This is a genomic window from Halopseudomonas sp. 4NH20-0008 (assembly GCF_057548395.1).
Genome location: NZ_BAAJMD010000003.1, coordinates 160,680 through 180,520, shown reverse-complemented (window position 1 = coordinate 180,520; position 19,841 = coordinate 160,680). Strand labels below are relative to the sequence as shown.

The following is a 19,841-nucleotide window of genomic DNA, read 5'->3' as shown; positions in this document are numbered from 1 at the left end:
CGCACACTTTCTATCAGGGTTGTAGGCCGCGGTAGGCGCAACCGGCAAGACGTGTTCCTTCTTGCATAAGCACCGCGGTGCGATGAAAGTAATCCTTGGAGGAAGTGCTGAAGCATGGCTGCGGGTAAATCAACAGCTCTTGTGCCGTACCCCGCAAGCTCCGGTAACTCAAAGCCACACCCGGCAGCTCTTCGCTGATCACTGGTAGCACTGTGGCAATGGCCGCTGATTGATCAACCCGCTGCAAACCGGCGCTGCCGAGTTCCGCACGCCAGTCTGAATTATCACCCTGCGCCACCCATCGTTGAGTAACATAGGCGCTGTCAGCACATCCACGCCCACTGGACTGCATGCGAATAACTTCGCCTACACGCAAACGCTGGTCGCCGCGTTCAACACCGAGCAAATCCACAAAAATGGCCGTCTGACCCGGTTGAGCCAGCTGATTGAATAGTGCATCAAGGGTGTCGGTCTGCTCCAGAACCCGCAGCTCGCTGCCGTCACAGGGCTCAAGGGTGCTGAGCCCCTCGGCGACGAAGAGCAAACCGCTGTAGCGCTGCTCCTCGGCAAACCAGGGCGCCGGCAGCAGCGCGCAGCCACCCAGAGCGGTGAACAGTAAACACAGTGGCATGCGCAGATGCCGAGCGGAGAATGACATGCTGTTACTCCAAAACCACACTGAGTTAAATAAACGACTGGCAATAGATCACAAAATGAGCAACTGATGCTACCCTGTCGGCCTGCAATGAGGCTACTCTTGCGGAAACCTCAGCTCAGATGTAGACGGTCATTATGAAAACAGCACACGCTCTCGCACTTCTTTCCCTGGCACTGTTGGCCAGCGCATGCTCGTCAAAGGCACCTGTTGCTCCACCGGTCGTGCAGGCAGCACCGCCACCCTGGGCCGAATCTCGAATAGCCCACCTGAGCAGCATTGCCGCTGAACAAGGCTTCGAGATTGAACGCGAAGGAGAGCAGATTCGCCTGATCATTCCGGTAGCTGGCAACTTTCACCCAAAACGTACCTTGTTGCTGCCCTCCGGCCTGGTACCGCTAAGCAAGGTTGCCCAGGCGCTGAGGGACGACGTCGACAGCCAGTATTCGGTGATAGGTCATAGCGATAGCGCCGGTGATGCCGACATCAATCATCAGCTCAGCATGGAGCGCGCCCAGGCCGTTGCCAGTGTTCTGATGCTTGGCGGTGTAAGCCGCCAACGCATGCACCTGCGCAGCATGGGCGAAGCGCAACCGCGTGCCGATAACAACACGCCAACGGGACAGGAGCTTAATCGTCGGGTAGAAATTCTACTGACACCCTATCCAACCCGCATGGCTTCTGCCAACTGATCGATACCAACCCGCTGCCCGACCGGGCAGCGGTAGAAAATTGAAACGACCTACCCTCACCTGCAAACCTGTTCGAACCTTATTCCCAAGGCTCACCGCGCGTTCGCTCAACCCGCTTGAGTCGCTCATGCATGGCTGCTTTGGCCAGCATATTGGCACTGACCGGCGCCGTCATGAACAGAAACAGCGTAATCAACAGTTCATGCAGACTGAGACCTTCGCCGCGGGTGCTGAAATAAATCAGCGAACCTATCACCAACGCGCCCACGCCTAGGGTAGTGGCTTTGGTTGGCCCATGCAGACGCATGAAAAAGTCAGGCAGTTTCAACAAACCGATAGAGCCGATCAAAGCGAACAAACTGCCAATCAGGATCAGTACGGCGACAATCCACTCAACTACAGTGGCGTCTTGCAGGGCTGCACTCATAGTCCGTTCCTATTCAATGATGTCACCACGCAACAGATGCTTGGCAATCGCCACGGTACCGACAAAACCCATCACCGCAATCAGTAGGGCTGCCTCGAAAAACAGATCCGAACCCAGGTACAGACCAAGCAGGATGATCAGGGCAATGGCATTGATATACAGCGTATCCAAAGCCAGAATCCGATCGGGCAGATCCGGGCCCTTGAGCAGGCGCAACAGATTCAGCAACATGGCCACGGACATGATGCCCAGACACAGAACAATCACGAACTGGAGCATGCGAATACCTCCATCAGGGGTCGTTCGTAACGCTGCTTGATTGTCGCAATCAACAGCTGCTCATCCGTCACGTTCAAGGCATGAATCAACAATGTCCGGCGATCCTCGCTCAACTCTGAGGATACCGTGCCTGGTGTCAGTGAAATGGTGCTGGCAAGCAGGTGAATGGCGAAGGGATCGGTCAACTCGACCGGATATTCAACAAAGGCCGGCTGCAATTTGTTACTGGAACCCAGGATCAACTTGGCAACATCCAGGTTGGCCGTGACAATATCGCCGAGCACACGCAGCGTAAAGCGTAACAGGACTCCGGGCTTGGACAGGGTCGGAGGGTTTGGCCAGAACACATGGGTAACCAGCGGAATCAACCAGGCCAGCAAGAAGCCCATGATCAAGCTGCCTGCGGACAGATCGTTCATGATCAGCGGCCAGACAACAACCAAAAACAGGCTCAACCAGGGGTGGGGCAATAACGCCCGGCGTGACATCATGGCTGATCTCCCGGATCGTAGGCTTGCATGGATAAGACAGCATCGATATAGGCCGTAGTGTCCAGCAGATCGGTTACCGTGGCCTGCAGATAGTCAAGCAGTGGCGCGGCGAACACGACCAGCAGCGGACTGCCAAGCAATAACAGCAGCACCGGCAACAAGCGCAGAAGGTCCAACGGCTCACCAACGGCAACACTGCCATCCTGGCGCCAGAACAGGGTACTGCCAGCCCGACTGAGTGCGACCAGGGTAACAAGACTGCCAAGCAAAACCGTGACATAAAGCCAGGCGGCAGTCGCGCCTGTGCCGGCCGAGGCAAGCAGCATGAGCTTGCCGATAAAGCCCGACAGCGGCGGCATGCCCGCGACGGAAATGGCAGCAAAGAAGAACAATCCACTCAGCAACAGGTTGTTGGCCATCTGGGGGCCCAGGATCAGCCTTGCACCAAAGCGTGGCCCACGCAGCCGGGCTATGATGCCAGCGAACAAGAACAAGGCGCCACTGATCCAGGTTGAATGAATCAGGTAGTAGAGGCTGGCGACCAGCGCCTCCTGGCTACCCATGGCAATACCTGACAGCAAGGTACCCACTGAGACCACCACCAGATACGCCGTCAGGCTACCGAGGCTACTGGCAGCCAGCGCACCTGTAGCGCCCAGCGCCAGCGTAATCAGTGCCGCTGGCCACAGCCAATCCTCTGCCATGCCGGCCAGGTCGCCTGCTTCAGAACCAAAAATCAGGGTATAAACGCGCAGGATCGAGTACAACCCAACCTTGGTCATGATGGCGAAGAGCGCAGCGACAGGCGCACTGGCCGCCGCGTAAGCCTTGGGTAACCAGAAATAGAGCGGAAATAACGCTGCCTTGAGCCCAAAGACAACCAACAGAAGCATGCCCGCCGCGCCCACCAGTGGCACCTGTTCTGCTGGCAGACTGGCAACCCGAACAGCCATGTCAGCCATATTCAGGGTACCGGTCAGTCCATACAAGGTACCAACGGCAATCAGAAACAAGGCCGAGCCAAACAGATTGAGCAGGACATAATGCAGCCCGGCACGCACCCGCGCTGATCCAGCCCCATGCAACAACAGGGCGTAGGAAGCGATCAACAGAATCTCAAAGAAGACAAACAGGTTGAACAGGTCGCCGGTCAGGAAGGCGCCATTGATACCCATCAGCTGGAACTGGAACAAGGCATGGAAGTTGCGACCCAAACCATCATCACCGCGCAGGGCGTAAAGCGCCGTTGCCACCGCCAGCACGGCAGTCACGACCAGCATCAAGGCTGTCAGTCGGTCCACCACCAGAACAATACCAAATGGCGCAATCCAGTTTCCCGCCGCATAGACGCTGATGGTCTCGTTACTCTGCGCCATCAACATCAGAGCAAGGGGTAACTGAACCAGGGTGGCAAAGAACGACAGCAGGCGCTTGATGTTCATATTGCTGCGCGCTATCAGCAGCAATATAGCGCCCATGAACATGGGCAGAATAATGGGCAAAACCGGTAAATGGCTCATCAGTGATCGCCCCGTCCGTCAACATGATCACTGTCGAGTTCACCCTGGGCACGCAACGCGAGCACCAGCGCAAAGGCGGTCATGGCAAAGCCGATAACAATGGCCGTCAATACCAGCGCCTGGGGCAGTGGGTCAGCATACTCGGCTGAGCGCCCAATCACCGCCGGCATGCCGGTATTCAAGCGCCCCATGGCAAACAGAAAAAGGTTTACGGCGTAGCTGATCAAGGTCAAACCGACTACCACAGGGAAGGTTCTGGCGCGCAACAGCAAATAGACACCGCAGCCAACCAAAACGGCTAACGTCAAGGAATACAACAGTTCCATTACCTGTCTCCCATGGTGCTGCGGCCGGTGGACAGTTTGCCCAGATTGGCCAATATCAACAGGGTTGCTCCCACGACGGTAAGGTACACCCCCAAATCAAAGACCAGGGCACTGGCCAGCTCAATCTCGCCTATCAGTGGCAGGTGCACATGCGCAAAGGTACTGGTCAGGAACGGATAGCCGAACAGCAGGCTGGCCAGCCCTGTCAGCCCGGCAATGATCACGCCTATGCCCGCCAGATGGTGATAGTTGACGCCCCAGCGTTCTGTGGTCCATTTTTCACCACTGGCCACATACTGCAAAATCAGCGCCACGGCAGTGATCAAACCAGCAATGAAGCCACCGCCGGGCAGATTGTGGCCGCGCAGGAAGATATAGACCGAGACCATCAGGGCCAACGGCAGGATGACCCGTGACAGGTTGATCAGCATAAAGGGATGGGCATCGCGCGCCCAGGGCCGACCCAGGGCATCGGTTTCCGGGATACGCAGTCGCAGACCGTCGATCAGGGCGTAAATCGCCACCCCGGCAATCGCCAGGACCGTCACCTCTCCGAGGGTGTCGAAACCACGAAAATCCACCAGAATAACGTTGACCACATTGGTGCCACCGCCACCTGAGACACTGTTCTCGAGAAAGAAGCCGGCAATGCTGTCGTAGGGCCGGGTCATCACGGCAAGCGACAGGCCACCGACCAGCAAGCCTGACAGGGTTGCCAGTGACAGATCACGACCACGTCGTAGGCTGGATGACTCCACTGGCGTCTGACGCGGCAGGAAAAACAGCGCCAGCATCAGCAGAACGATAGTCACCACCTCAACAGACAACTGGGTCAGCGCCAGATCAGGCGCGGAGAAACGCGCAAAGGCCAGTGCAACAAACAGCCCCACTACGCTCAACATGATCAACGCGACCAGTCGTTGGCGATGCCAGAACACGGTGGCCAGAGCCGAAATCATCAACATAACGGCCGCCAGAGCGGTGACCGCATCCACCGGCGCCAGGGCGATTTCACCGCGCAGGCTGGGCATTTTCAGCAGCCAGTAACCCGCCACCAACAGCGCAGTCGTGATCATCAGACTCAGATAGCGCTGCAGCGACGCATTCTCCAGCAACAGGGTAAAGCGCCCGGCCGCGCGAACCAGGGTTTGCATGACGCGTTCAAAAACCAGCTTGCCGTCCAGCTCGGGCAAGCGCTCATACCAGTCAAAGACGCGGCGCCGACCGGCATACACCAGCACCCCGACGACCAGCGCAACAAAGGACATGATCAGCGGCAAGTTGAAGCCGTGCCAGATGGACAGGCTGTAATCAGGCAAGGGCCCGCCAATGGTCGCACTGGCGGCTACCGCCAGCAGACTGGCCACCGTGAAGGCCGGCAACAGCCCAACCAGCAGGCACAATGCAACCAGAATTTCCACCGGCACCTTCATGTAGCGTGGTGGTTCATGGGGCGGATACTTGGGCAGGTTGACCGGTTTGCCATTGAAAAACACGTCATGGATAAAGCGCAGCGAATAGGCAACGGAGAAGATCCCTGCCAAGGTCGCCACCAGCGGAATGATCCAGCTGTAGTTGCCGAACTGGTTCTGCTGCAGGGTTTCGGTAAAGAACATTTCCTTGCTCAGGAAGCCATTCAGCAGCGGCACCCCAGCCATGGCCGACGCCGCCACCATGGCCAGCGTGGCGGTATGCGGCATAAAGCGCCAGAGCCCATTGATCCGGCGCATGTCACGGGTGCCGGTCTCATGGTCAATAATCCCTGCCGCCATGAACAACGACGCCTTGAAGGTCGCATGGTTGATGATGTGAAACACCGCCGCGACCGCCGCCAGCTTGGTATCCAGACCAAACAGCAGGGTAATCAGACCCAGATGGCTGATGGTTGAGTAAGCCAGCAGGCCCTTGAGATCGTGTTTGAACAGTGCGGTACAGGCGCCCAGCAACAGGGTAATCATGCCGGTAATGCTGACCAGGTAGAACCACAGGTCGGTCTCGGCCAGTGCCGGATAGAGCCGCGCCAGCAAAAACACCCCGGCCTTGACCATGGTCGCCGAATGCAGATAGGCGGACACTGGCGTGGGTGCGGCCATGGCATGCGGTAGCCAGAAGTGGAAGGGAAACTGCGCCGACTTGGTAAATACGCCCAGCAGCACCAGCACCAGCACCACCGGATACAGACTGTGGGCGCGGATGATATCTCCGGCCGCCAGTACGGCAGACAACTCGTAGCTGCCGACAATCTGCCCGAGAATCAGCACACCGGCCAGCAGCGCCAGTCCACCGCCACCTGTAACAGCCAGGGCCATGCGGGCGCCCTTGCGGGCGTCAGTGGAGTGCGACCAGTAGCCGATCAGCAGGAATGACGAAAGACTGGTCAGCTCCCAGAAGAACATCATCAACAGCAGGTTTTCCGAGAGTACCACGCCGAGCATGGCCGACATGAACAGCAGCAGATAGGCGAAGAAACGCCCCATTGGGTCGTTCTTCGACAGGTAATAGCGTGCATAGAGAATGACCAGCAGGCCAATCCCCTGAATCAGCAGGGCAAACAGAAAACCCAGGCCATCAAGCCGGAAGCTCAGATTCAGACCGATCTGACTTAACCATGGCCAGGTCTGAACCACCACGGCACCGGCAAATACCTCAGGCATGTGTCGCCATAGCAGCACCATGCCCAGCACTGGCGCCAGCATGGTTGCCAGAGCACACAAAGAGCGTCCATATCGCACCGTTAACAGGGGAAGCAGGCTACCCAGCAGGGGTAGCAGCACAATCAGCGCCAGGGTCATGCAGGACTCACTCCATCAATGGCCGTTCAGGCTTCTTTATTCGGCATGGATCGGCATTCTGCTGCCGCACAAGCAACCCATTATCCACACACAGCCTTGCACTGTCATGAACTCAGGGCAGAGAAAATTAGTGTTGCTCAGGATCGTTGATTCTATCCTGCTCGCGCTCCAAGGCATCACCGAGCGGGCCCACCTGCGGCCTTACGCCAGCCCGATGACCCGCACGGGAAATGGCATGGGCCGCCATGGGTGCCGTCACCAAAAGCACTACAATAGCCAGCAGGCTTTCCACCCAGGCTTGCCCGGCAGTGGCACTTAACACACCAAGCAATACCAGAATAGCACCCAATGCACCCGCCTTACTGGCTGAATGCATGCGCGTGTAGGCATCCGGCAGGCGCCATACGCCAATAGCACCAAGCAGGCTTAACATGGCACCGAGCAACACCAGGCCAGACGCCAACCAGGCGATAAACTGACTCATGGCGCCTCCCCGTTATCCGCGCGCTCAGGCTGCCCGTGGGGATCATCGCTGCTATGCGTACCCCTGAACAGCAGCGCAAAAGCCACGCTGCCAAGAAAACTGACGATAGCCAGCAAAATGGCCACATCGAGCAAAACCGCCTGCCCGCGCATCAACGCCAGCAAGGCAATACCGGCCACGCCAATCATGGTCATGGCATCAACCGCCAAGGCCCGGTCGGGCCGACTTGGTCCCGCCAGCAAACGCCACATGATCAACAGGGTACTGATGATCAGCATAGTGCCGGCCAGGGGCAGAACCCAGGCCATCCCAGCCATCTCAACCTGCATGTTCAGCCTCCCGCAGCGGCGTCACCCAGCGCATCAGACGTCGTTCAATATCAACTACCGCACGCACCACCGAATCCGTCGAGCGCGCATCCAGAACATGGACGTACAATTGACCATTCGAGACCCTGTAGTCCAGCGCCAGGGTGCCCGGGGTAAGCGTCAACAAGCAACCGATCAGGGTCACCAGGCGGCGATCGCGGGTAGCGATATCGACAGCTATGACCGCAGGTTCTATCTTGCGGCGCGGGTTGAGCACAATCATTGCCACATCCAATGACGCGCTGAACACCTGCCATGTGAACCAGGGAACAAAGACTGTCGCGCCCTCAAGCCGCATGGCATAAAGCCGACAGCCTGCCCACAGGTAGCCAAGCACACGTAAAAACGGATATAGACTGGCAAAAGCCAGCAACCAGAACAGCGGTGAGAGCTCCGCCAACCACCAACTGAGCAGGGTTGCAGCCAGCAAATGCAGGTAGAACATCAGTTCACCTCCCTGTCGATCAACTGCAAATAGCCCGGCGCTTCAATCAGTTGGGTTGAAGCCGCCATGGCATAGTCCATCACCGGGCCAGCACCCAGACCAATCAGAATGGTAATCAGACCCAGTGCTGCGACCGTAACCCAGGCACTCGTCGGCCCCCTGCCGGTCTGTTCGAGCAGCGCTGGCTGCGCATGCGCCTTGAGAAAACCTTCGTTCCAGATCTTGCTCATTGACAGCAGCGTGAAGACCCCGGTCAATAGAGCAAAAAAGGCCGCGATCCAGATACCCGCATCCAGGCTCGCCTTGATCAGAACGAACTTGGCCCAGAAACCCGACAGGGGCGGAATACCCGCCAGCGACAGGGCCGGAATGGCGAATAACAGCGCCAGTAAGGGTGAGCGTGCATATAGGCCACCCATGGCAGCCAGGCGTTCTGAGCCGGCCATGCGTGCCGCGATACCCCCGACAAAGAACAGGTTGGCCTTAACCACGATATGGTGGATCAGGTAGAACACCGCGCCGGCCAGCGCCAGCGGCGTGGCCAGGGCCAGACCGAGCACCATGTAGCCGACCTGGCTGACGATATGAAATGACAGGATACGCCTGACTTCCGTCTGTGCCGCCGCACCGAGCACACCGACAATCATGGTCGCGCAGGCCACCCATAGCAGCACGCTGTGCACCATCCCGTGTTCAGGCCAGAGCAGGGTAACCAGACGGATAAGGGCATAGACCCCGACCTTGGTCAGCAGGCCGGCAAACAGCGCTGAAACCGGCGTCCAGGCCACGTGATAACTGGCGGGAAGCCAGCCAAACAAGGGAAACAGTGCGGCCTTGATAGAAAAAGACAACAACATCAGTATCACGCCGAGGGTCGCACCGTCACTGGCCTCACCGGCACGGAACAACAGTGCCAGTTCGCCCATGTTCAGCGTCCCGCTGGCTCCGTACACCAACCCGGCGGCCAGCAGGAACAACAGCGTGGCCAGCATGTTCAATACCAGGTAGGTCATCGCACCGGATAGACGTCGCTCACCCCCGCCCAGAGCCATCAATGCAAAGGAGCCGATCAGCAGCACCTCAAACCAGACATACAGGTTGAAAATATCCGCCGTAATGAAGGCACCGCAGATACCGGCAAGCAGGCCCTGCACATAGAGATGGGTATCACGGAGAAAATCCACCGGCATCGGCTGTCGATTGATATACAGCAGCGTCGCCAGGCCGATTACCCCGGTGATCGCCACCATCACCGCTGACAACCGGTCAATCACCAGGCTGATGCCATAGGGCGCCTGCCAGCCACCCATTTGTCCGCTGAGCACAGTGCCACCAGCAGCCAGCCAGACCAGATACAGGCCCGTCAGCAGTAACAGGCTGCTGCCAGTAAAGCTGATCAGGCTGACCAGTGCCGGGTGGCGCCTGACCAACAGGGCCAGCAGAAGCGTCACTAGCGGGATCAGTACCGGCAAGACCAGTAACAAGGTCATGACTTGCCCTCCGCAGGCTCATCCTGCTGCTGGGCATCAAGATCCGGAGCAGGTTGCTCGGTAACCTCGCTGACGGTGTCGGTATCCTTGTCGCCATGCAGTTCATGGGTGCGTTTTAGCACCGCAAGGGCAAAAACAAAGAGCGCAAAGCCGATCACAATGGCGGTCAGCACCAGTGCCTGTGGCAATGGATTAGCGGCGTCAGGCACGGCACTGCCAGCAAATACAAAGGCTGGCGCCTCGCCTGACAGTCGGCCAGCGGTGAGAACACCGAGGTTTATCGCATTACCCAGCACAGCAATCCCCAACACCACGCGCATCAGATGGCGATCAAGCATCATCCATACCCCGAGTGCCGCCATGATGCCGGCAGCAATAGCTGCAATCCACTCCATCAGGCGGTCCTCCCGATCAGGTTGCGCATCATGTGCATCACCGAGCCAAATACAGTCAGAAACACCCCCAGATCAAAGAGCAACGGTGTACCCAACTTGATATCCGCGACTGTGACCCAGTGTCCGGTCATGTACTGGCCGTCCGCGACCAGGCCAAAGAAACCGGCGCCGGTTGCGCAGGCAAGACCCACGCCGATCAGCGTCGGGGGCGACACATACGCCAGCCCGCGCTGAATCCCTCGCCCGAAGGTCACCACCAACAGGGTAAAGCCGGTGGCAGCCACCAGACCACCTATAAAGCCGCCCCCTGGCAGATTATGACCACGCCAGAGAACGGCAAGCGACGTGACGAGCAATACCGTTGCCAGGGGGCGCATGCCTTGACGCAGCAGTATCGAATCGAACTCCGGTAAACCACTGGGCTTGTCTGCCGAATTCTGGCCCGCGCCCAGCAGGCTGGCAGCCGCCAGCGCTGCAATGGCAACCACCAGGATTTCGCCCAGGGTATCCACCGCGCGAAAATCCACCAGAATCACATTCACCACATTGCTGCCAAAGCCACCGGGCAGACTGTTGGACAGAAACCAGCTGGCCAGGTCACCGGGCAAAGGTTGACTGACGGCATTGATGATCAGCAAGGTGACTGACAAACCCATAAGAGCAGCCACCAGTCCATGCCACAGATTGATGCCGCGACCACCCAACCCGCTGGCCGGCACCATGGGCATGCGCCGCAGCACCATGGCCAGAAATACCACCGTCAGGGTTTCGACCATCAACTGTGTCAGCGCCACATCCGGCGCATTGACCGAGACGAAAAACAACGCCAGGCCAAGACCACTGGCACCCAGCGAAGCAACCAATGCCAGCCGTCCAGCCATGAAGGCCGCGCCCGCCGCACCGCCTATCGCCAACATCAGACCCAGCATCCCCGGCAGACTGACGTCAGACAGAACTGACGGATCGAACAGGTTGTTGGTCGTGAATGCCAGGCCAAACAAAATGCACAGACTGACGACCAGCGTCATCAGAGCCAGGTGCAAACGCAGAGACCCGTGCTGGAACTGCCGTGCCACCAGGCTGGCAAACTGAAAAAGACGGCTGAGCAGCAGATCCCATAGCAGATCACCGCTAAAGCTCCATATTCTGCTCAAACGACTGGCCAGTGCACGCACGCTTGCAGCCCGAAAATAAAACAGGGTCCCCAGCGCCAGGGTCAGCACGCTGGCAATCACGGCGGGGGTAATACCGCCCCAGAGATACAGATTGACATCGACCTGACCAGTGGCCACCGACTGGACAGCCGTATTCACCAGCCAGGTTTCTGGCCACTGATTCCAGGCGCCCAAGCCAAAACCACCGACTGCCAGCAAAAGCGGCCCTATCCACATGAAAAATCCAACTTCATGGGCCTGGCCGGGATAATCACCACGCGGGCCAAAAAAGGTCTTGAAGAAAATCAAACCGGCTGCCGCCACCAGCAGTGCGTTGGTCACGATCATCACCAGGATCACCGTCCAACCCACACTGCCCATTTCAACCAAGCCGGCGTATTTGAACTCCTTGGCTATGAACCCGAAAAAAGGCGGTAACCCGGCATTGGAAAAGGCCGCCAGCCCGACCGCTACAGCAGTCACCGGCATCAGCGCGGCCAAGCCTCCCAGGCGCCTCAAGTCACGGCTGCCGGCCGCATGATCAATCGAACCAACCGCCATAAACAAGGCGCCCTTGTACAGCGAGTGCGCGACCAGGTAGAGGACAAAGGCCTGCAGGCCATAGGAAGTATTGGTGCCGATCAGCATGGTCAGTTGGCCCAATACGGTGACCGTGGTGTAGGCCAGCATGCGTTTGATGTCGTACTGACGAATGGCCAAAATTGCGCCGATCAGTGCGGTCAAGGCGCCCACTGTTATCAGCACTGTGCTCCAGCCTGCGCCACCACCCAGGGTCGGGTTCAAGCGTGCCAGCAGGTAAATGCCCGCTTTGACCATGGTTGCCGAGTGCAGGTAGGCTGACACCGGTGTCGGCGCATTCATGGCGTTGGGCAACCAGAGATGAAAAGGAAACTGTGCCGACTTGGTGAAGCAACCGATCAATACCAGCAACATGATCGCCGGAAACAGCCCGTGGGCCTGAACCAGAACGGCATCAAGCTGGGAAAACTGCCAGGTGTCGGCCGCCGCACCAAGCAGAATCAAGCCGGCGAGCAATGCCAGCCCGCCCCCACCGGTAATCAACAGGGCCTGAAGTGCCGCACGGCGAGACTCGGGTTTCTCATGCTGAAAACTGATCAGCAGATAGGAGGCCACACTGGTCAGTTCCCAGAACACAAACATGACAATCAGGTCATCAGCCAGCACCAGCCCGAGCATGGCCATCATGAAGGTCAGCAAATAGGCGTAAAATCGCCCGAGATGATGGTGATCATGTAGATAGGCGGCCGAATAAAGCACTATCAAAGCACCGATCCCAGTGATCAGCAGAGCAAAGATCAGGGACAAACCGTCCAGCCTGAGGGTAATGGCCACGTCCAGCGCCGGCACCCAGGCCAGACTGGTTATCAACTCCTGCCCGCCGGCAACCAGGGGGATCTGGCTGGCAAACCAGATAAAGCAGGCAGCAGGAATCAACGCCAACAAGGCACCTGAGTGGCGTTTGAAGAGGTGCCAGATCAGCGGAGCCAACAGCGCATTCAAGGCAATGGCCAGTACACTGCTAAGCATTCAAATAATCCGTAACGTCATGTTGTTGGTCATGCATCTCACTCCGAGCTGGGCGACGATCATAATTAACACAGAATCAAAGCCGGATAACATCCTGCCAGAACAAGGGTTTAATGCAGACATATTGGTTAGTAAGCGACGTATAAATAAGAAGGGATTGCATTACGCTCTGTAGCAATTTGAATCAATTGAACCGTGTTCAACCTGTGCAATGGCTGACCATGCCTAAGGGGAAGCCGTCAGCCTCCCCTCCCTGGTAGATCCTACTTGGATACTCTGGATACGCCGTTAACCGTCAGAATACGTACACGCTCGCCGGCAAAAAAGGATACCGCCGGGTCAGCCTCCTGCACGTAAGCCCTGGTCTGACCATCATCCTCGCGCACGGTGATCTCAACGCCCTGGGTGCGCGTAATGCCCTCTTCGGCGGCGGCGCCAATCATGCCACCGGCCACTGCGCCTACTACACCGGCTATCACACTTCCACGCCCACCGCCGACACCGGAGCCGGCAACCCCTCCAACCACAGCGCCAGCAGCTGGACCAATCGGGGTCTTGGTACCCTCAATCTGAACCGGCCGCACCGACTCTATGGTGCCCATGCGCACAGTCTGCGGCGCTCGAGCCTGATCACGACTGTAAACATCACCGGTCAATTTCGAGGCACAGCCGCCGAGCCCGAGAAGGGCTATCAGGGTAGCGCTTATGAGAATGTGCTTTTTCATGGTTCACCTCTGTCAATTCACGATGATGCTTTGACGCTCAAACCCACCAAAGTTGCGATTCAATAGAGTAAATGCTGACTGCCACTCATCGACTCACAACTCAGAATGAAGCCAGAGGGGTCGAAAAACAAATATCTACCGGCTATAATCGCGGCCGTTTTGAGTCGGGATTGGCATAGCCAATACCCTTTCCAGCCATTTTTTTGTTTCGTTGTAACCCAGCCATAACAATAACAAGACCAAGCAGGTTGCCGAACACGCCCTAACCGGAGGTGTTGTGTGCCCGTACTTCAAGCGGCTTGGACGTATTATCTGAACAACCCGGCGCTGGTCATTAATGGCCTCGCACTGTTTTATGCCCTGAGTGGCAGCTGGCTATTGTTGGCGACACAAATTCGCGCCAGCCGCCAGACCAGCCTGCTGTTGACCAGCCCCGCCAGCGAGGCCACTCTTTCGCCGGCTACGCTGCGTATCAATCGCCTGTTCAACAGCGTTGGTCTAGCCTGCCTGGGCCTGGGCCTGCTGTTAAGCCTGATCAGCACCCTGGTCTGAAAAGCGCTGGCGGCTGACCACCGGGTTGGCATACTGCATCAACCAGTAGGGCCGCTGCGCCTCGGGGCAGGCGGCCAGACGCTGTTCAAAGCGAGCCTGCTCTTCGCGCAGCACCTCAGCATCAAAGTGTTGCCGCCAACCTTCAATCGCCTTGGCCTGGGGTTGACCCATGCGTTCCGTGGCCAGGTAGTTGCTGGCATACAAACGGTATTGCGAAAGAATCTGCCGATCAGCCTCCTCGGCCACCGCACGCGCATCGGCATAGCCCGATAACATTGGCTGGCCAAACGCAACATGCACCCGCCCCTTGTAGCCCATCAGACCCATGGCAATGGAACGATCATCCTCCCCGGGCTGTTTGGTGTAGGAGCCCGTACGTGCTCGCTGCTCCAGCTCGCCGGCCTTTGACTGATCACAGGGATCCCATTCGTAGGAAATCGATACCGGGACGATATTCAAGGAGTGGATCACCTCGTTGAAGGGCTCGCCCTTGCGACTCATGCACAGCATCTTGATGATGGCCGTATCCGTCTCATCCAGCCCATCCTTTGCCCGGCCCTCAGCCTGGGCAATCCAGATTGAATGACCCTCGGCAATCGAATGATGGATATAGGCTGACAGCGTCTGGTAGACCCCCAGCTTTTCACGACGTCCTGCTACGGAACGGTGCACGATGAAGCTCTTGTTAAGCCTCATCAAATCACTGACGAAGGGCCGCTGTAACAGGTTATCGCCAATGGCCACGCGCGGTGTCGGATGGCCGGCATGGAACAGCGCGTAATTGACAAAGGCCGGGTCCATGACGATATCCCGGTGATTGGCCAGAAACAGATGCGCGCGGGCCTTATTCAGGTTATCAAGACCACTGTAGGTGACCGTCAGCGTACTGCGCTCAATCAACGCATCCAGATAGGGCTCCAGCTTCAATTGCAAGGCGTCCACAGTGTTAACGCCCTGCGCCTCCTGTCGCAACTTCAGCCCGACCAGGGCTGCCATCAGCCCAGGCATCAAGCCGCTCAGTCGTGGGAAACGATAACGCGCCAGCATCGCCAGCAAATCGCGGTCATGCAGCAGACGGCTGAGAACCGGAGCCACTTCCTCATCCGAATAGGGTCTGATGGCATCAAACTCGCCCATGTTGTCCTCTTGTCTGACTGGGTAGGGCGCGCATTATGCGTCGCCGAGCGTGGTTTCACCAGATTGACGATAGCGCTACACTGCAGGTCACCTTGATAACCTTCCGAGAGCCACACATGCAAGCCATGGATGAAGCAGACCTGCAATGCCCGCATTGCGGCGAATCCATCAGTCTGCTACTCGACCTGAGTGGTGGAACGCAATCCTATATTGAGGATTGCCAGGTATGTTGCCAGCCCATCCACGTCAGCCTGTGGGTGGATGAGGGTAACGACGAGTATCAGGTTGATTTGCGCCGCGAGCAGGACTGACATGCTCTGCGCGTACCACCCACAGGATCTGGCAGAAGCCGAACTGCTCAAGTACATGCTGACAGATCATCGGATCAACTGCCATATCAGCGGGCAGTACCTGCAGGGCGCCATGGGTGAGTTGCCGGCACTTGATCTACTCGGCCTGTGGGTACCGGCTGAAGATCTGGGACTGGCTCGACAACTGATTCAGTCCTGGCTGCAAGCCACACCGATACTGCCGGATACGGAGAACGAATGAGCGGTCGCCTGGCACAATTTACCCCGCCCGGCCTCAAGCCACCTGAAGGCTGGCAGCCGGCCTGGAACATTGCACCGGGACACTCCCTGCTGATCCTGCGCAAAAGCGCTGGCAAACTCGACTGTTCACAGGTGTTGTGGAATCTGACGCCTGGCTGGCTGAAGCAACTCGATCGTGCGGCCTTCAGCGCCCAGGCCGAATACCTGCATGAGAAACCCATGTTCGCCCAGGCTTTTGCCCAACGCCGCTGTATTATTCCGGTTGATGGCTATTTTGTCTGGCACAGCCAGGGCAAGCGCAAACAGCCTTGGTACCTGCGAAAAATGCAGGGCGGTATGGCATTGGCCGGAATATGGGAGCGTTACAGTGTTGCCGATGGCGTTTTCTGGGACAGCTGCGCACTGATTACCGTACCGGCAACCGGGCTGGCCGCACGCGTGGGCACGCGTATGCCTGCCACCCTGAACAGCGGCGAGCAGGCCATATGGCTCGCCTCTGCTACCGCCGTGAGCAGCTTGCAACCGCTGCTGTTGAATGCCGCATCCCAGGTCGAGATGATGTATCCAGTCAACCCAGCCATGAGCAGCCCGGCAACGCAGGGCGCACAATGCTGCACACCCAGCGGTACAGCGGTGCTGCTCTGATCAGACCTTGAACTGATTGATCAGTCGGCGCTGATGCTCGGCCAGCTTGGTCAGCCCGGCGCTGGCCTGTGACGCCTCCTGAGCACCGCCGGCCACCGACTTGGCGACCTGATCAATGGTTGCCACATTACGGTTGACGTCCTCTGCCACGGCACTTTGCTGCTCTGCGGCACTGGCAATCTGGGTGTTCATTTCAGTAATGATGGAAACGGCCTGCGTGATTGAGGTCAATGCCGCGTCGGCTTCTTCAGCCTGCAGAACACTGTCTTCGGTGCGGCTGCGGCTCTGTTCCATGACCTTGACCGTATCCCGCGTGCCCTTCTGCAATTGCTCGATCATCACCTGAATTTCCTCAGTCGAGCGCTGGGTCTTCTGGGCCAGGTTGCGGACCTCATCAGCCACGACGGCAAAACCGCGACCCTGCTCACCAGCACGGGCGGCCTCGATGGCTGCGTTCAGTGCCAGCAGGTTGGTCTGCTCGGCAATACCGCGAATGGTATCGAGAATACCGGTAATGTTCTGACTGTCCCGCGCCAGTGACTGCACACTGGCAACCGCCTGCTGAATGTCGGCAGACAGGCACTGGATCGACTCGGCAGTAGACTTGACCACGTCACGACCATGATTGGCCGAGCGATCGGCATTGTTCGCGGCCTCCGCTGCTTGAGAGGCGTTACGTGCCACGTCCTGGGCGGTTGCGGTCATTTCAGTGACGGCCGTGGCAACCAGATCGATTTCACTGAGCTGGCGCTGGATACCATCATTGGTGCGCATGGCAATATCGGCTGTACTTTCCGAAGCATCTGTTACCTGCTGAACGGAACCGACCACTTCACGAATCATCGCCTGGAGTTTATCCAGGAAGGCATTGAAACCGCGCGCAATATCACCCAGCTCATCGCTGCGATCGACCTTCAGTCGTCGGGTCAGGTCACCCTCACCTTTGGCAATGTCATCAAGCATGACCACCAACCGCCGGGCCGGACGTGACAGACCCAGGCCAACCATTGTCATCACCCCGAGGCCAGCCATGGCAACCAACAAGCCGATCAACCCCATGGTCATGGCATCGCGAGACTGGCGACTATCCAGTTCCGCTGTCAGCGCATTGAGTTCAGCCATAACGGCATCCAGGGGCAAGGTCAGGAGCAGCACCCAGCGGGTCCCGGTATCAGCAATACTGATCGGCAGGATCAACTCGATATGCCCCCCGGCTTCGTCGATGTCATATACCAAACTGTCGCCCAGGCTGCCAAGATTGGCCACTTCATTGGCATCCAGCACCTGGCTGGCCGCATCCCCGGGCTTTGCTCCTTCACCGGTAAAGGCCACAATTCGGCCATTGCCACTGATTAGCATCTGCTCGCCACTGCCGTTGAAAAGATTGGCATTATTGTGTTCCAGCATCTCCTGCAAAAAAGCCAGAGACAGGTCGGTACCCACGATACCTTTGAACTCACCGTCCGACAGAATGGGGACATTGAACGAGGACAGCATCACGGTTTTACCATCCATCTCATAGGGTGCCGGATCAATCACGCAGGGTTTCAGGCTGTCACGGCTGCACAGGTAGTACTCCCCTTCTCGCACGCCAGTGGGAAGCAGCGTCTCACTTTCCAGGTCGGTCAAGGCCTCGAGCATCAACTCGCCACTTTCACTGCGATACCACCAGGGCATAAAGCGGCCTGAACCGTCATAGCCATCCGTTTCAACGCCTTCAAAATACTGATCAAGGTCATCAAAGGCTGCCGGCTCCCAGGCGATATAAACACTCAGCAGATCCGGATTCTCGGCCAGCGTCTTGCGCGCCACCCGGTTCATTTCCTCTCGGCTCATCATCAAGCTGGGCAGTCCGTCGTCCTGAATTTCATCCAGCATCTGGTTCAGCGCCGCCAGCTGGCTGGCAACCACCAGCGGGTATTCCAGCCTGCGCTGAATACGTTCGCTCTCGGCGTTGGCAATGGAAATCAGGCGTCGCTCAATCTGCTTTTCCAGCAGATTTCGACTGTTTTCCTGAACAAAGCGCTGACTCTGATGACCCGCGTTTAGGCTGAACAGAGTCATTATGGCAACAGAGACAAACAGGCTGGCACCAGCAAGAACAGTGATGGCCAACTGGATGGATTTGAATTTCATGAACGACTCCGAATAAGCAACCTGTATAGCCATATCGGCCAGTAGCCGGTTTTCTGCAACAAATAATATTGCTGATGAAAACTTTAGTTCATTTGATGGTCAAAGCGACACTAAGTGTGAACAATAGCGGTTTTTCAACTGGGTCATTCAAAGGATGAATTCCATGCGTATGCGTTATCTGCTGTGCCTGCCTCTTGCTCTGCTTATTGGCTGTGAAACCGTTCAGACCACCCAGGGTGGCGCTGTCGGCGTTGACCGCCAGCAACGTATGTTCAGTGCCCTGCCGAGTGCCGAAGTGGACCGCATGGCAGCTGAATCCTATGCCCAGATGCTGAGCGAAGCGCGTAACAAGGGTGTGCTTAACACGGATGCTGCCATGGCCCGACGTTTGCGCGGTATTGCCGACGAACTGATCCCCCAGGTCGTCAACTTCCGCCAGGATGCGCGCAACTGGAACTGGGAAGTCAATCTGATCAAGAGTGAAGAGCTGAATGCCAGTTGCGCACCCGGCGGCAAGATTCTGTTCTACAGCGGCATCATTACCCGCCTGCAACTGACCGATGATGAAATTGCCCAGATTATGGGCCATGAGATTGCTCATGCCCTGCGTGAGCACGGGCGTGAAGCCATTTCACGTGCCTACGTCACACAAACTGGCGCCCAACTGGCCGGCGCCCTGTTAGGCCTGGGCGAAGGTACGCAGCAAATGGCCAACCAGGCAGTACAGGTTGGCCTGACCTTGCCCAACAGCCGGGCCAATGAAAGCGAGGCTGATCTGATTGGTTTGGAGCTGGCTGCCCGCGCCGGTTACAACCCCCAGGCCGCTGTTACCCTGTGGCAGAAAATGGCCAGTGCCTCTCAGGGTGAGCCACCGGCTTTCCTCAGCACCCACCCGTCCTCATCCGGACGCATTCAGAGCTTGCAGGCTGCCATACCACGCGTTCAGCCGCTTTATGAAGCGGCCCGCCGCCGCTAACAGTCGCAGGGCTGATGACCCGATTGCACAAG

22 protein-coding genes are annotated in these 19,841 nt (G+C 57.7%); 6 read left to right on the top strand and 16 right to left on the bottom strand.

Annotation, left to right across the window (positions count from 1 at the left end; genetic code table 11):
* Positions 1 to 13: 13 nt before the first annotated feature.
* Positions 14 to 658, bottom strand: a complete 645-nt coding sequence (locus AC27HQ_RS04560) for a hypothetical protein (protein WP_487154827.1) — start codon at positions 656 to 658, stop codon at positions 14 to 16.
* Between the two features lie 134 nt (positions 659 to 792).
* Between AC27HQ_RS04560 and AC27HQ_RS04555 the strand changes: the two genes are divergently transcribed.
* On the top strand, positions 793 to 1,347 hold the full coding sequence (locus AC27HQ_RS04555) for an OmpA family protein (RefSeq protein ID WP_487154826.1): 555 nt from the start codon (positions 793 to 795) through the stop codon (positions 1,345 to 1,347).
* A gap of 79 nt (positions 1,348 to 1,426) precedes the next feature.
* Here the strand turns inward: AC27HQ_RS04555 and AC27HQ_RS04550 are convergent, their stop codons facing one another.
* The 13 genes from AC27HQ_RS04550 to AC27HQ_RS04490 form a co-directional block, all read right to left on the bottom strand.
* Entirely contained in the window at positions 1,427 to 1,774 is a 348-nt protein-coding gene (locus AC27HQ_RS04550) for a Na+/H+ antiporter subunit G (RefSeq protein ID WP_487154824.1), read from the bottom strand.
* A gap of 9 nt (positions 1,775 to 1,783) precedes the next feature.
* On the bottom strand, positions 1,784 to 2,053 hold the full coding sequence (locus tag AC27HQ_RS04545) for a K+/H+ antiporter subunit F (RefSeq protein WP_487154823.1): 270 nt from the start codon (positions 2,051 to 2,053) through the stop codon (positions 1,784 to 1,786).
* Positions 2,038 to 2,544, bottom strand: a complete 507-nt coding sequence (locus AC27HQ_RS04540) for a Na+/H+ antiporter subunit E (protein ID WP_487154822.1) — start codon at positions 2,542 to 2,544, stop codon at positions 2,038 to 2,040. Before AC27HQ_RS04540 ends, AC27HQ_RS04545 begins: the two co-directional genes overlap by 16 nt.
* On the bottom strand, positions 2,541 to 4,064 hold the full coding sequence (locus AC27HQ_RS04535; RefSeq protein ID WP_487154821.1) for a monovalent cation/H+ antiporter subunit D: 1,524 nt from the start codon (positions 4,062 to 4,064) through the stop codon (positions 2,541 to 2,543). Before AC27HQ_RS04535 ends, AC27HQ_RS04540 begins: the two co-directional genes overlap by 4 nt.
* Entirely contained in the window at positions 4,064 to 4,390 is a 327-nt protein-coding gene (locus AC27HQ_RS04530; RefSeq protein ID WP_487154820.1) for a Na+/H+ antiporter subunit C, read from the bottom strand. Before AC27HQ_RS04530 ends, AC27HQ_RS04535 begins: the two co-directional genes overlap by 1 nt.
* Entirely contained in the window at positions 4,390 to 7,182 is a 2,793-nt protein-coding gene (locus tag AC27HQ_RS04525; protein ID WP_487154818.1) for a monovalent cation/H+ antiporter subunit A, read from the bottom strand. Before AC27HQ_RS04525 ends, AC27HQ_RS04530 begins: the two co-directional genes overlap by 1 nt.
* Before the next feature lie 127 nt (positions 7,183 to 7,309).
* Entirely contained in the window at positions 7,310 to 7,666 is a 357-nt protein-coding gene (gene mnhG / locus AC27HQ_RS04520; RefSeq protein WP_487154817.1) for a monovalent cation/H(+) antiporter subunit G, read from the bottom strand.
* On the bottom strand, positions 7,663 to 7,995 hold the full coding sequence (locus tag AC27HQ_RS04515) for an MrpF/PhaF family protein (protein WP_487154816.1): 333 nt from the start codon (positions 7,993 to 7,995) through the stop codon (positions 7,663 to 7,665). The genes mnhG and AC27HQ_RS04515 overlap by 4 nt, the downstream gene beginning before the upstream one ends.
* Positions 7,985 to 8,479: a Na+/H+ antiporter subunit E gene (locus AC27HQ_RS04510; protein ID WP_487154814.1), complete on the bottom strand. Its 495-nt coding sequence runs from the start codon at positions 8,477 to 8,479 to the stop codon at positions 7,985 to 7,987. The genes AC27HQ_RS04515 and AC27HQ_RS04510 overlap by 11 nt, the downstream gene beginning before the upstream one ends.
* The gene (locus tag AC27HQ_RS04505) at positions 8,479 to 9,969 is read right to left on the bottom strand and encodes a proton-conducting transporter transmembrane domain-containing protein (RefSeq protein ID WP_487154813.1); all 1,491 of its coding nucleotides are present in this window, start codon (positions 9,967 to 9,969) and stop codon (positions 8,479 to 8,481) included. The genes AC27HQ_RS04510 and AC27HQ_RS04505 overlap by 1 nt, the downstream gene beginning before the upstream one ends.
* Complete coding sequence (locus tag AC27HQ_RS04500; RefSeq protein WP_487154811.1) at positions 9,966 to 10,364, bottom strand: sodium:proton antiporter; 399 nt, start codon at positions 10,362 to 10,364, stop codon at positions 9,966 to 9,968. The genes AC27HQ_RS04505 and AC27HQ_RS04500 overlap by 4 nt, the downstream gene beginning before the upstream one ends.
* The gene (gene mbhE / locus AC27HQ_RS04495) at positions 10,364 to 13,087 is read right to left on the bottom strand and encodes a hydrogen gas-evolving membrane-bound hydrogenase subunit E (protein ID WP_487154809.1); all 2,724 of its coding nucleotides are present in this window, start codon (positions 13,085 to 13,087) and stop codon (positions 10,364 to 10,366) included. The genes AC27HQ_RS04500 and mbhE overlap by 1 nt, the downstream gene beginning before the upstream one ends.
* Before the next feature lie 263 nt (positions 13,088 to 13,350).
* Positions 13,351 to 13,812 carry an outer membrane lipoprotein gene (locus tag AC27HQ_RS04490; protein WP_487154808.1) on the bottom strand — a complete coding sequence of 154 codons (462 nt, stop codon included), beginning with the start codon at positions 13,810 to 13,812 and terminating at the stop codon, positions 13,351 to 13,353.
* A 279-nt stretch (positions 13,813 to 14,091) separates the two neighbouring features.
* Here AC27HQ_RS04490 and AC27HQ_RS04485 point away from each other — a divergent pair, with 279 nt between their 5' ends.
* Positions 14,092 to 14,364, top strand: coding sequence for a hypothetical protein (locus AC27HQ_RS04485; protein WP_487154807.1), 273 nt, complete (start codon positions 14,092 to 14,094; stop codon positions 14,362 to 14,364).
* Here AC27HQ_RS04485 and AC27HQ_RS04480 read toward each other — a convergent pair.
* A complete protein-coding gene (locus AC27HQ_RS04480; protein ID WP_487154806.1) occupies positions 14,338 to 15,501 on the bottom strand; it encodes a 1-acyl-sn-glycerol-3-phosphate acyltransferase in 1,164 nt (387 codons plus the stop codon). The two genes, AC27HQ_RS04485 and AC27HQ_RS04480, sit on opposite strands and share 27 nt — an antisense overlap.
* A 35-nt stretch (positions 15,502 to 15,536) precedes the next feature.
* On the opposite strand from AC27HQ_RS04480, the gene AC27HQ_RS04475 reads away from it, so the two are divergent.
* Genes AC27HQ_RS04475 through AC27HQ_RS04465 form a run of 3 tightly spaced genes read left to right on the top strand, consistent with a single transcriptional unit; the run spans position 15,537 to position 16,697 of the window.
* Complete coding sequence (locus AC27HQ_RS04475; protein WP_487154805.1) at positions 15,537 to 15,812, top strand: CPXCG motif-containing cysteine-rich protein; 276 nt, start codon at positions 15,537 to 15,539, stop codon at positions 15,810 to 15,812.
* A 1-nt stretch (position 15,813) separates the two neighbouring features.
* Positions 15,814 to 16,053 (top strand): putative signal transducing protein, encoded by a 240-nt coding sequence (locus AC27HQ_RS04470; RefSeq protein ID WP_487154804.1) that lies wholly within the window; start codon positions 15,814 to 15,816, stop codon positions 16,051 to 16,053.
* Entirely contained in the window at positions 16,050 to 16,697 is a 648-nt protein-coding gene (locus tag AC27HQ_RS04465; RefSeq protein ID WP_487154802.1) for an SOS response-associated peptidase, read from the top strand. Before AC27HQ_RS04470 ends, AC27HQ_RS04465 begins: the two co-directional genes overlap by 4 nt.
* Here the strand turns inward: AC27HQ_RS04465 and AC27HQ_RS04460 are convergent, their stop codons facing one another.
* On the bottom strand, positions 16,698 to 18,833 hold the full coding sequence (locus AC27HQ_RS04460) for a methyl-accepting chemotaxis protein (protein ID WP_487154801.1): 2,136 nt from the start codon (positions 18,831 to 18,833) through the stop codon (positions 16,698 to 16,700).
* A gap of 163 nt (positions 18,834 to 18,996) precedes the next feature.
* Between AC27HQ_RS04460 and AC27HQ_RS04455 the strand changes: the two genes are divergently transcribed.
* Positions 18,997 to 19,809 (top strand): M48 family metallopeptidase, encoded by an 813-nt coding sequence (locus tag AC27HQ_RS04455; protein WP_487154800.1) that lies wholly within the window; start codon positions 18,997 to 18,999, stop codon positions 19,807 to 19,809.
* The last annotated feature ends 32 nt before the right edge of the window (positions 19,810 to 19,841 follow it).

Coding starts and splice junctions, on each gene's coding strand:
- AC27HQ_RS04560 (WP_487154827.1), bottom strand. CDS start 658: ATGTCATTCTCCGCTCGGCATCTGCGCATGCCACTGTGTTTACTGTTC.
- AC27HQ_RS04555 (WP_487154826.1), top strand. CDS start 793: ATGAAAACAGCACACGCTCTCGCACTTCTTTCCCTGGCACTGTTGGCC.
- AC27HQ_RS04550 (WP_487154824.1), bottom strand. CDS start 1,774: ATGAGTGCAGCCCTGCAAGACGCCACTGTAGTTGAGTGGATTGTCGCC.
- AC27HQ_RS04545 (WP_487154823.1), bottom strand. CDS start 2,053: ATGCTCCAGTTCGTGATTGTTCTGTGTCTGGGCATCATGTCCGTGGCC.
- AC27HQ_RS04540 (WP_487154822.1), bottom strand. CDS start 2,544: ATGATGTCACGCCGGGCGTTATTGCCCCACCCCTGGTTGAGCCTGTTT.
- AC27HQ_RS04535 (WP_487154821.1), bottom strand. CDS start 4,064: ATGAGCCATTTACCGGTTTTGCCCATTATTCTGCCCATGTTCATGGGC.
- AC27HQ_RS04530 (WP_487154820.1), bottom strand. CDS start 4,390: ATGGAACTGTTGTATTCCTTGACGTTAGCCGTTTTGGTTGGCTGCGGT.
- AC27HQ_RS04525 (WP_487154818.1), bottom strand. CDS start 7,182: ATGACCCTGGCGCTGATTGTGCTGCTACCCCTGCTGGGTAGCCTGCTT.
- mnhG (WP_487154817.1), bottom strand. CDS start 7,666: ATGAGTCAGTTTATCGCCTGGTTGGCGTCTGGCCTGGTGTTGCTCGGT.
- AC27HQ_RS04515 (WP_487154816.1), bottom strand. CDS start 7,995: ATGCAGGTTGAGATGGCTGGGATGGCCTGGGTTCTGCCCCTGGCCGGC.
- AC27HQ_RS04510 (WP_487154814.1), bottom strand. CDS start 8,479: ATGTTCTACCTGCATTTGCTGGCTGCAACCCTGCTCAGTTGGTGGTTG.
- AC27HQ_RS04505 (WP_487154813.1), bottom strand. CDS start 9,969: ATGACCTTGTTACTGGTCTTGCCGGTACTGATCCCGCTAGTGACGCTT.
- AC27HQ_RS04500 (WP_487154811.1), bottom strand. CDS start 10,364: ATGGAGTGGATTGCAGCTATTGCTGCCGGCATCATGGCGGCACTCGGG.
- mbhE (WP_487154809.1), bottom strand. CDS start 13,087: ATGCTTAGCAGTGTACTGGCCATTGCCTTGAATGCGCTGTTGGCTCCG.
- AC27HQ_RS04490 (WP_487154808.1), bottom strand. CDS start 13,812: ATGAAAAAGCACATTCTCATAAGCGCTACCCTGATAGCCCTTCTCGGG.
- AC27HQ_RS04480 (WP_487154806.1), bottom strand. CDS start 15,501: ATGGGCGAGTTTGATGCCATCAGACCCTATTCGGATGAGGAAGTGGCT.
- AC27HQ_RS04475 (WP_487154805.1), top strand. CDS start 15,537: ATGCGTCGCCGAGCGTGGTTTCACCAGATTGACGATAGCGCTACACTG.
- AC27HQ_RS04470 (WP_487154804.1), top strand. CDS start 15,814: ATGCTCTGCGCGTACCACCCACAGGATCTGGCAGAAGCCGAACTGCTC.
- AC27HQ_RS04465 (WP_487154802.1), top strand. CDS start 16,050: ATGAGCGGTCGCCTGGCACAATTTACCCCGCCCGGCCTCAAGCCACCT.
- AC27HQ_RS04460 (WP_487154801.1), bottom strand. CDS start 18,833: ATGAAATTCAAATCCATCCAGTTGGCCATCACTGTTCTTGCTGGTGCC.
- AC27HQ_RS04455 (WP_487154800.1), top strand. CDS start 18,997: ATGCGTATGCGTTATCTGCTGTGCCTGCCTCTTGCTCTGCTTATTGGC.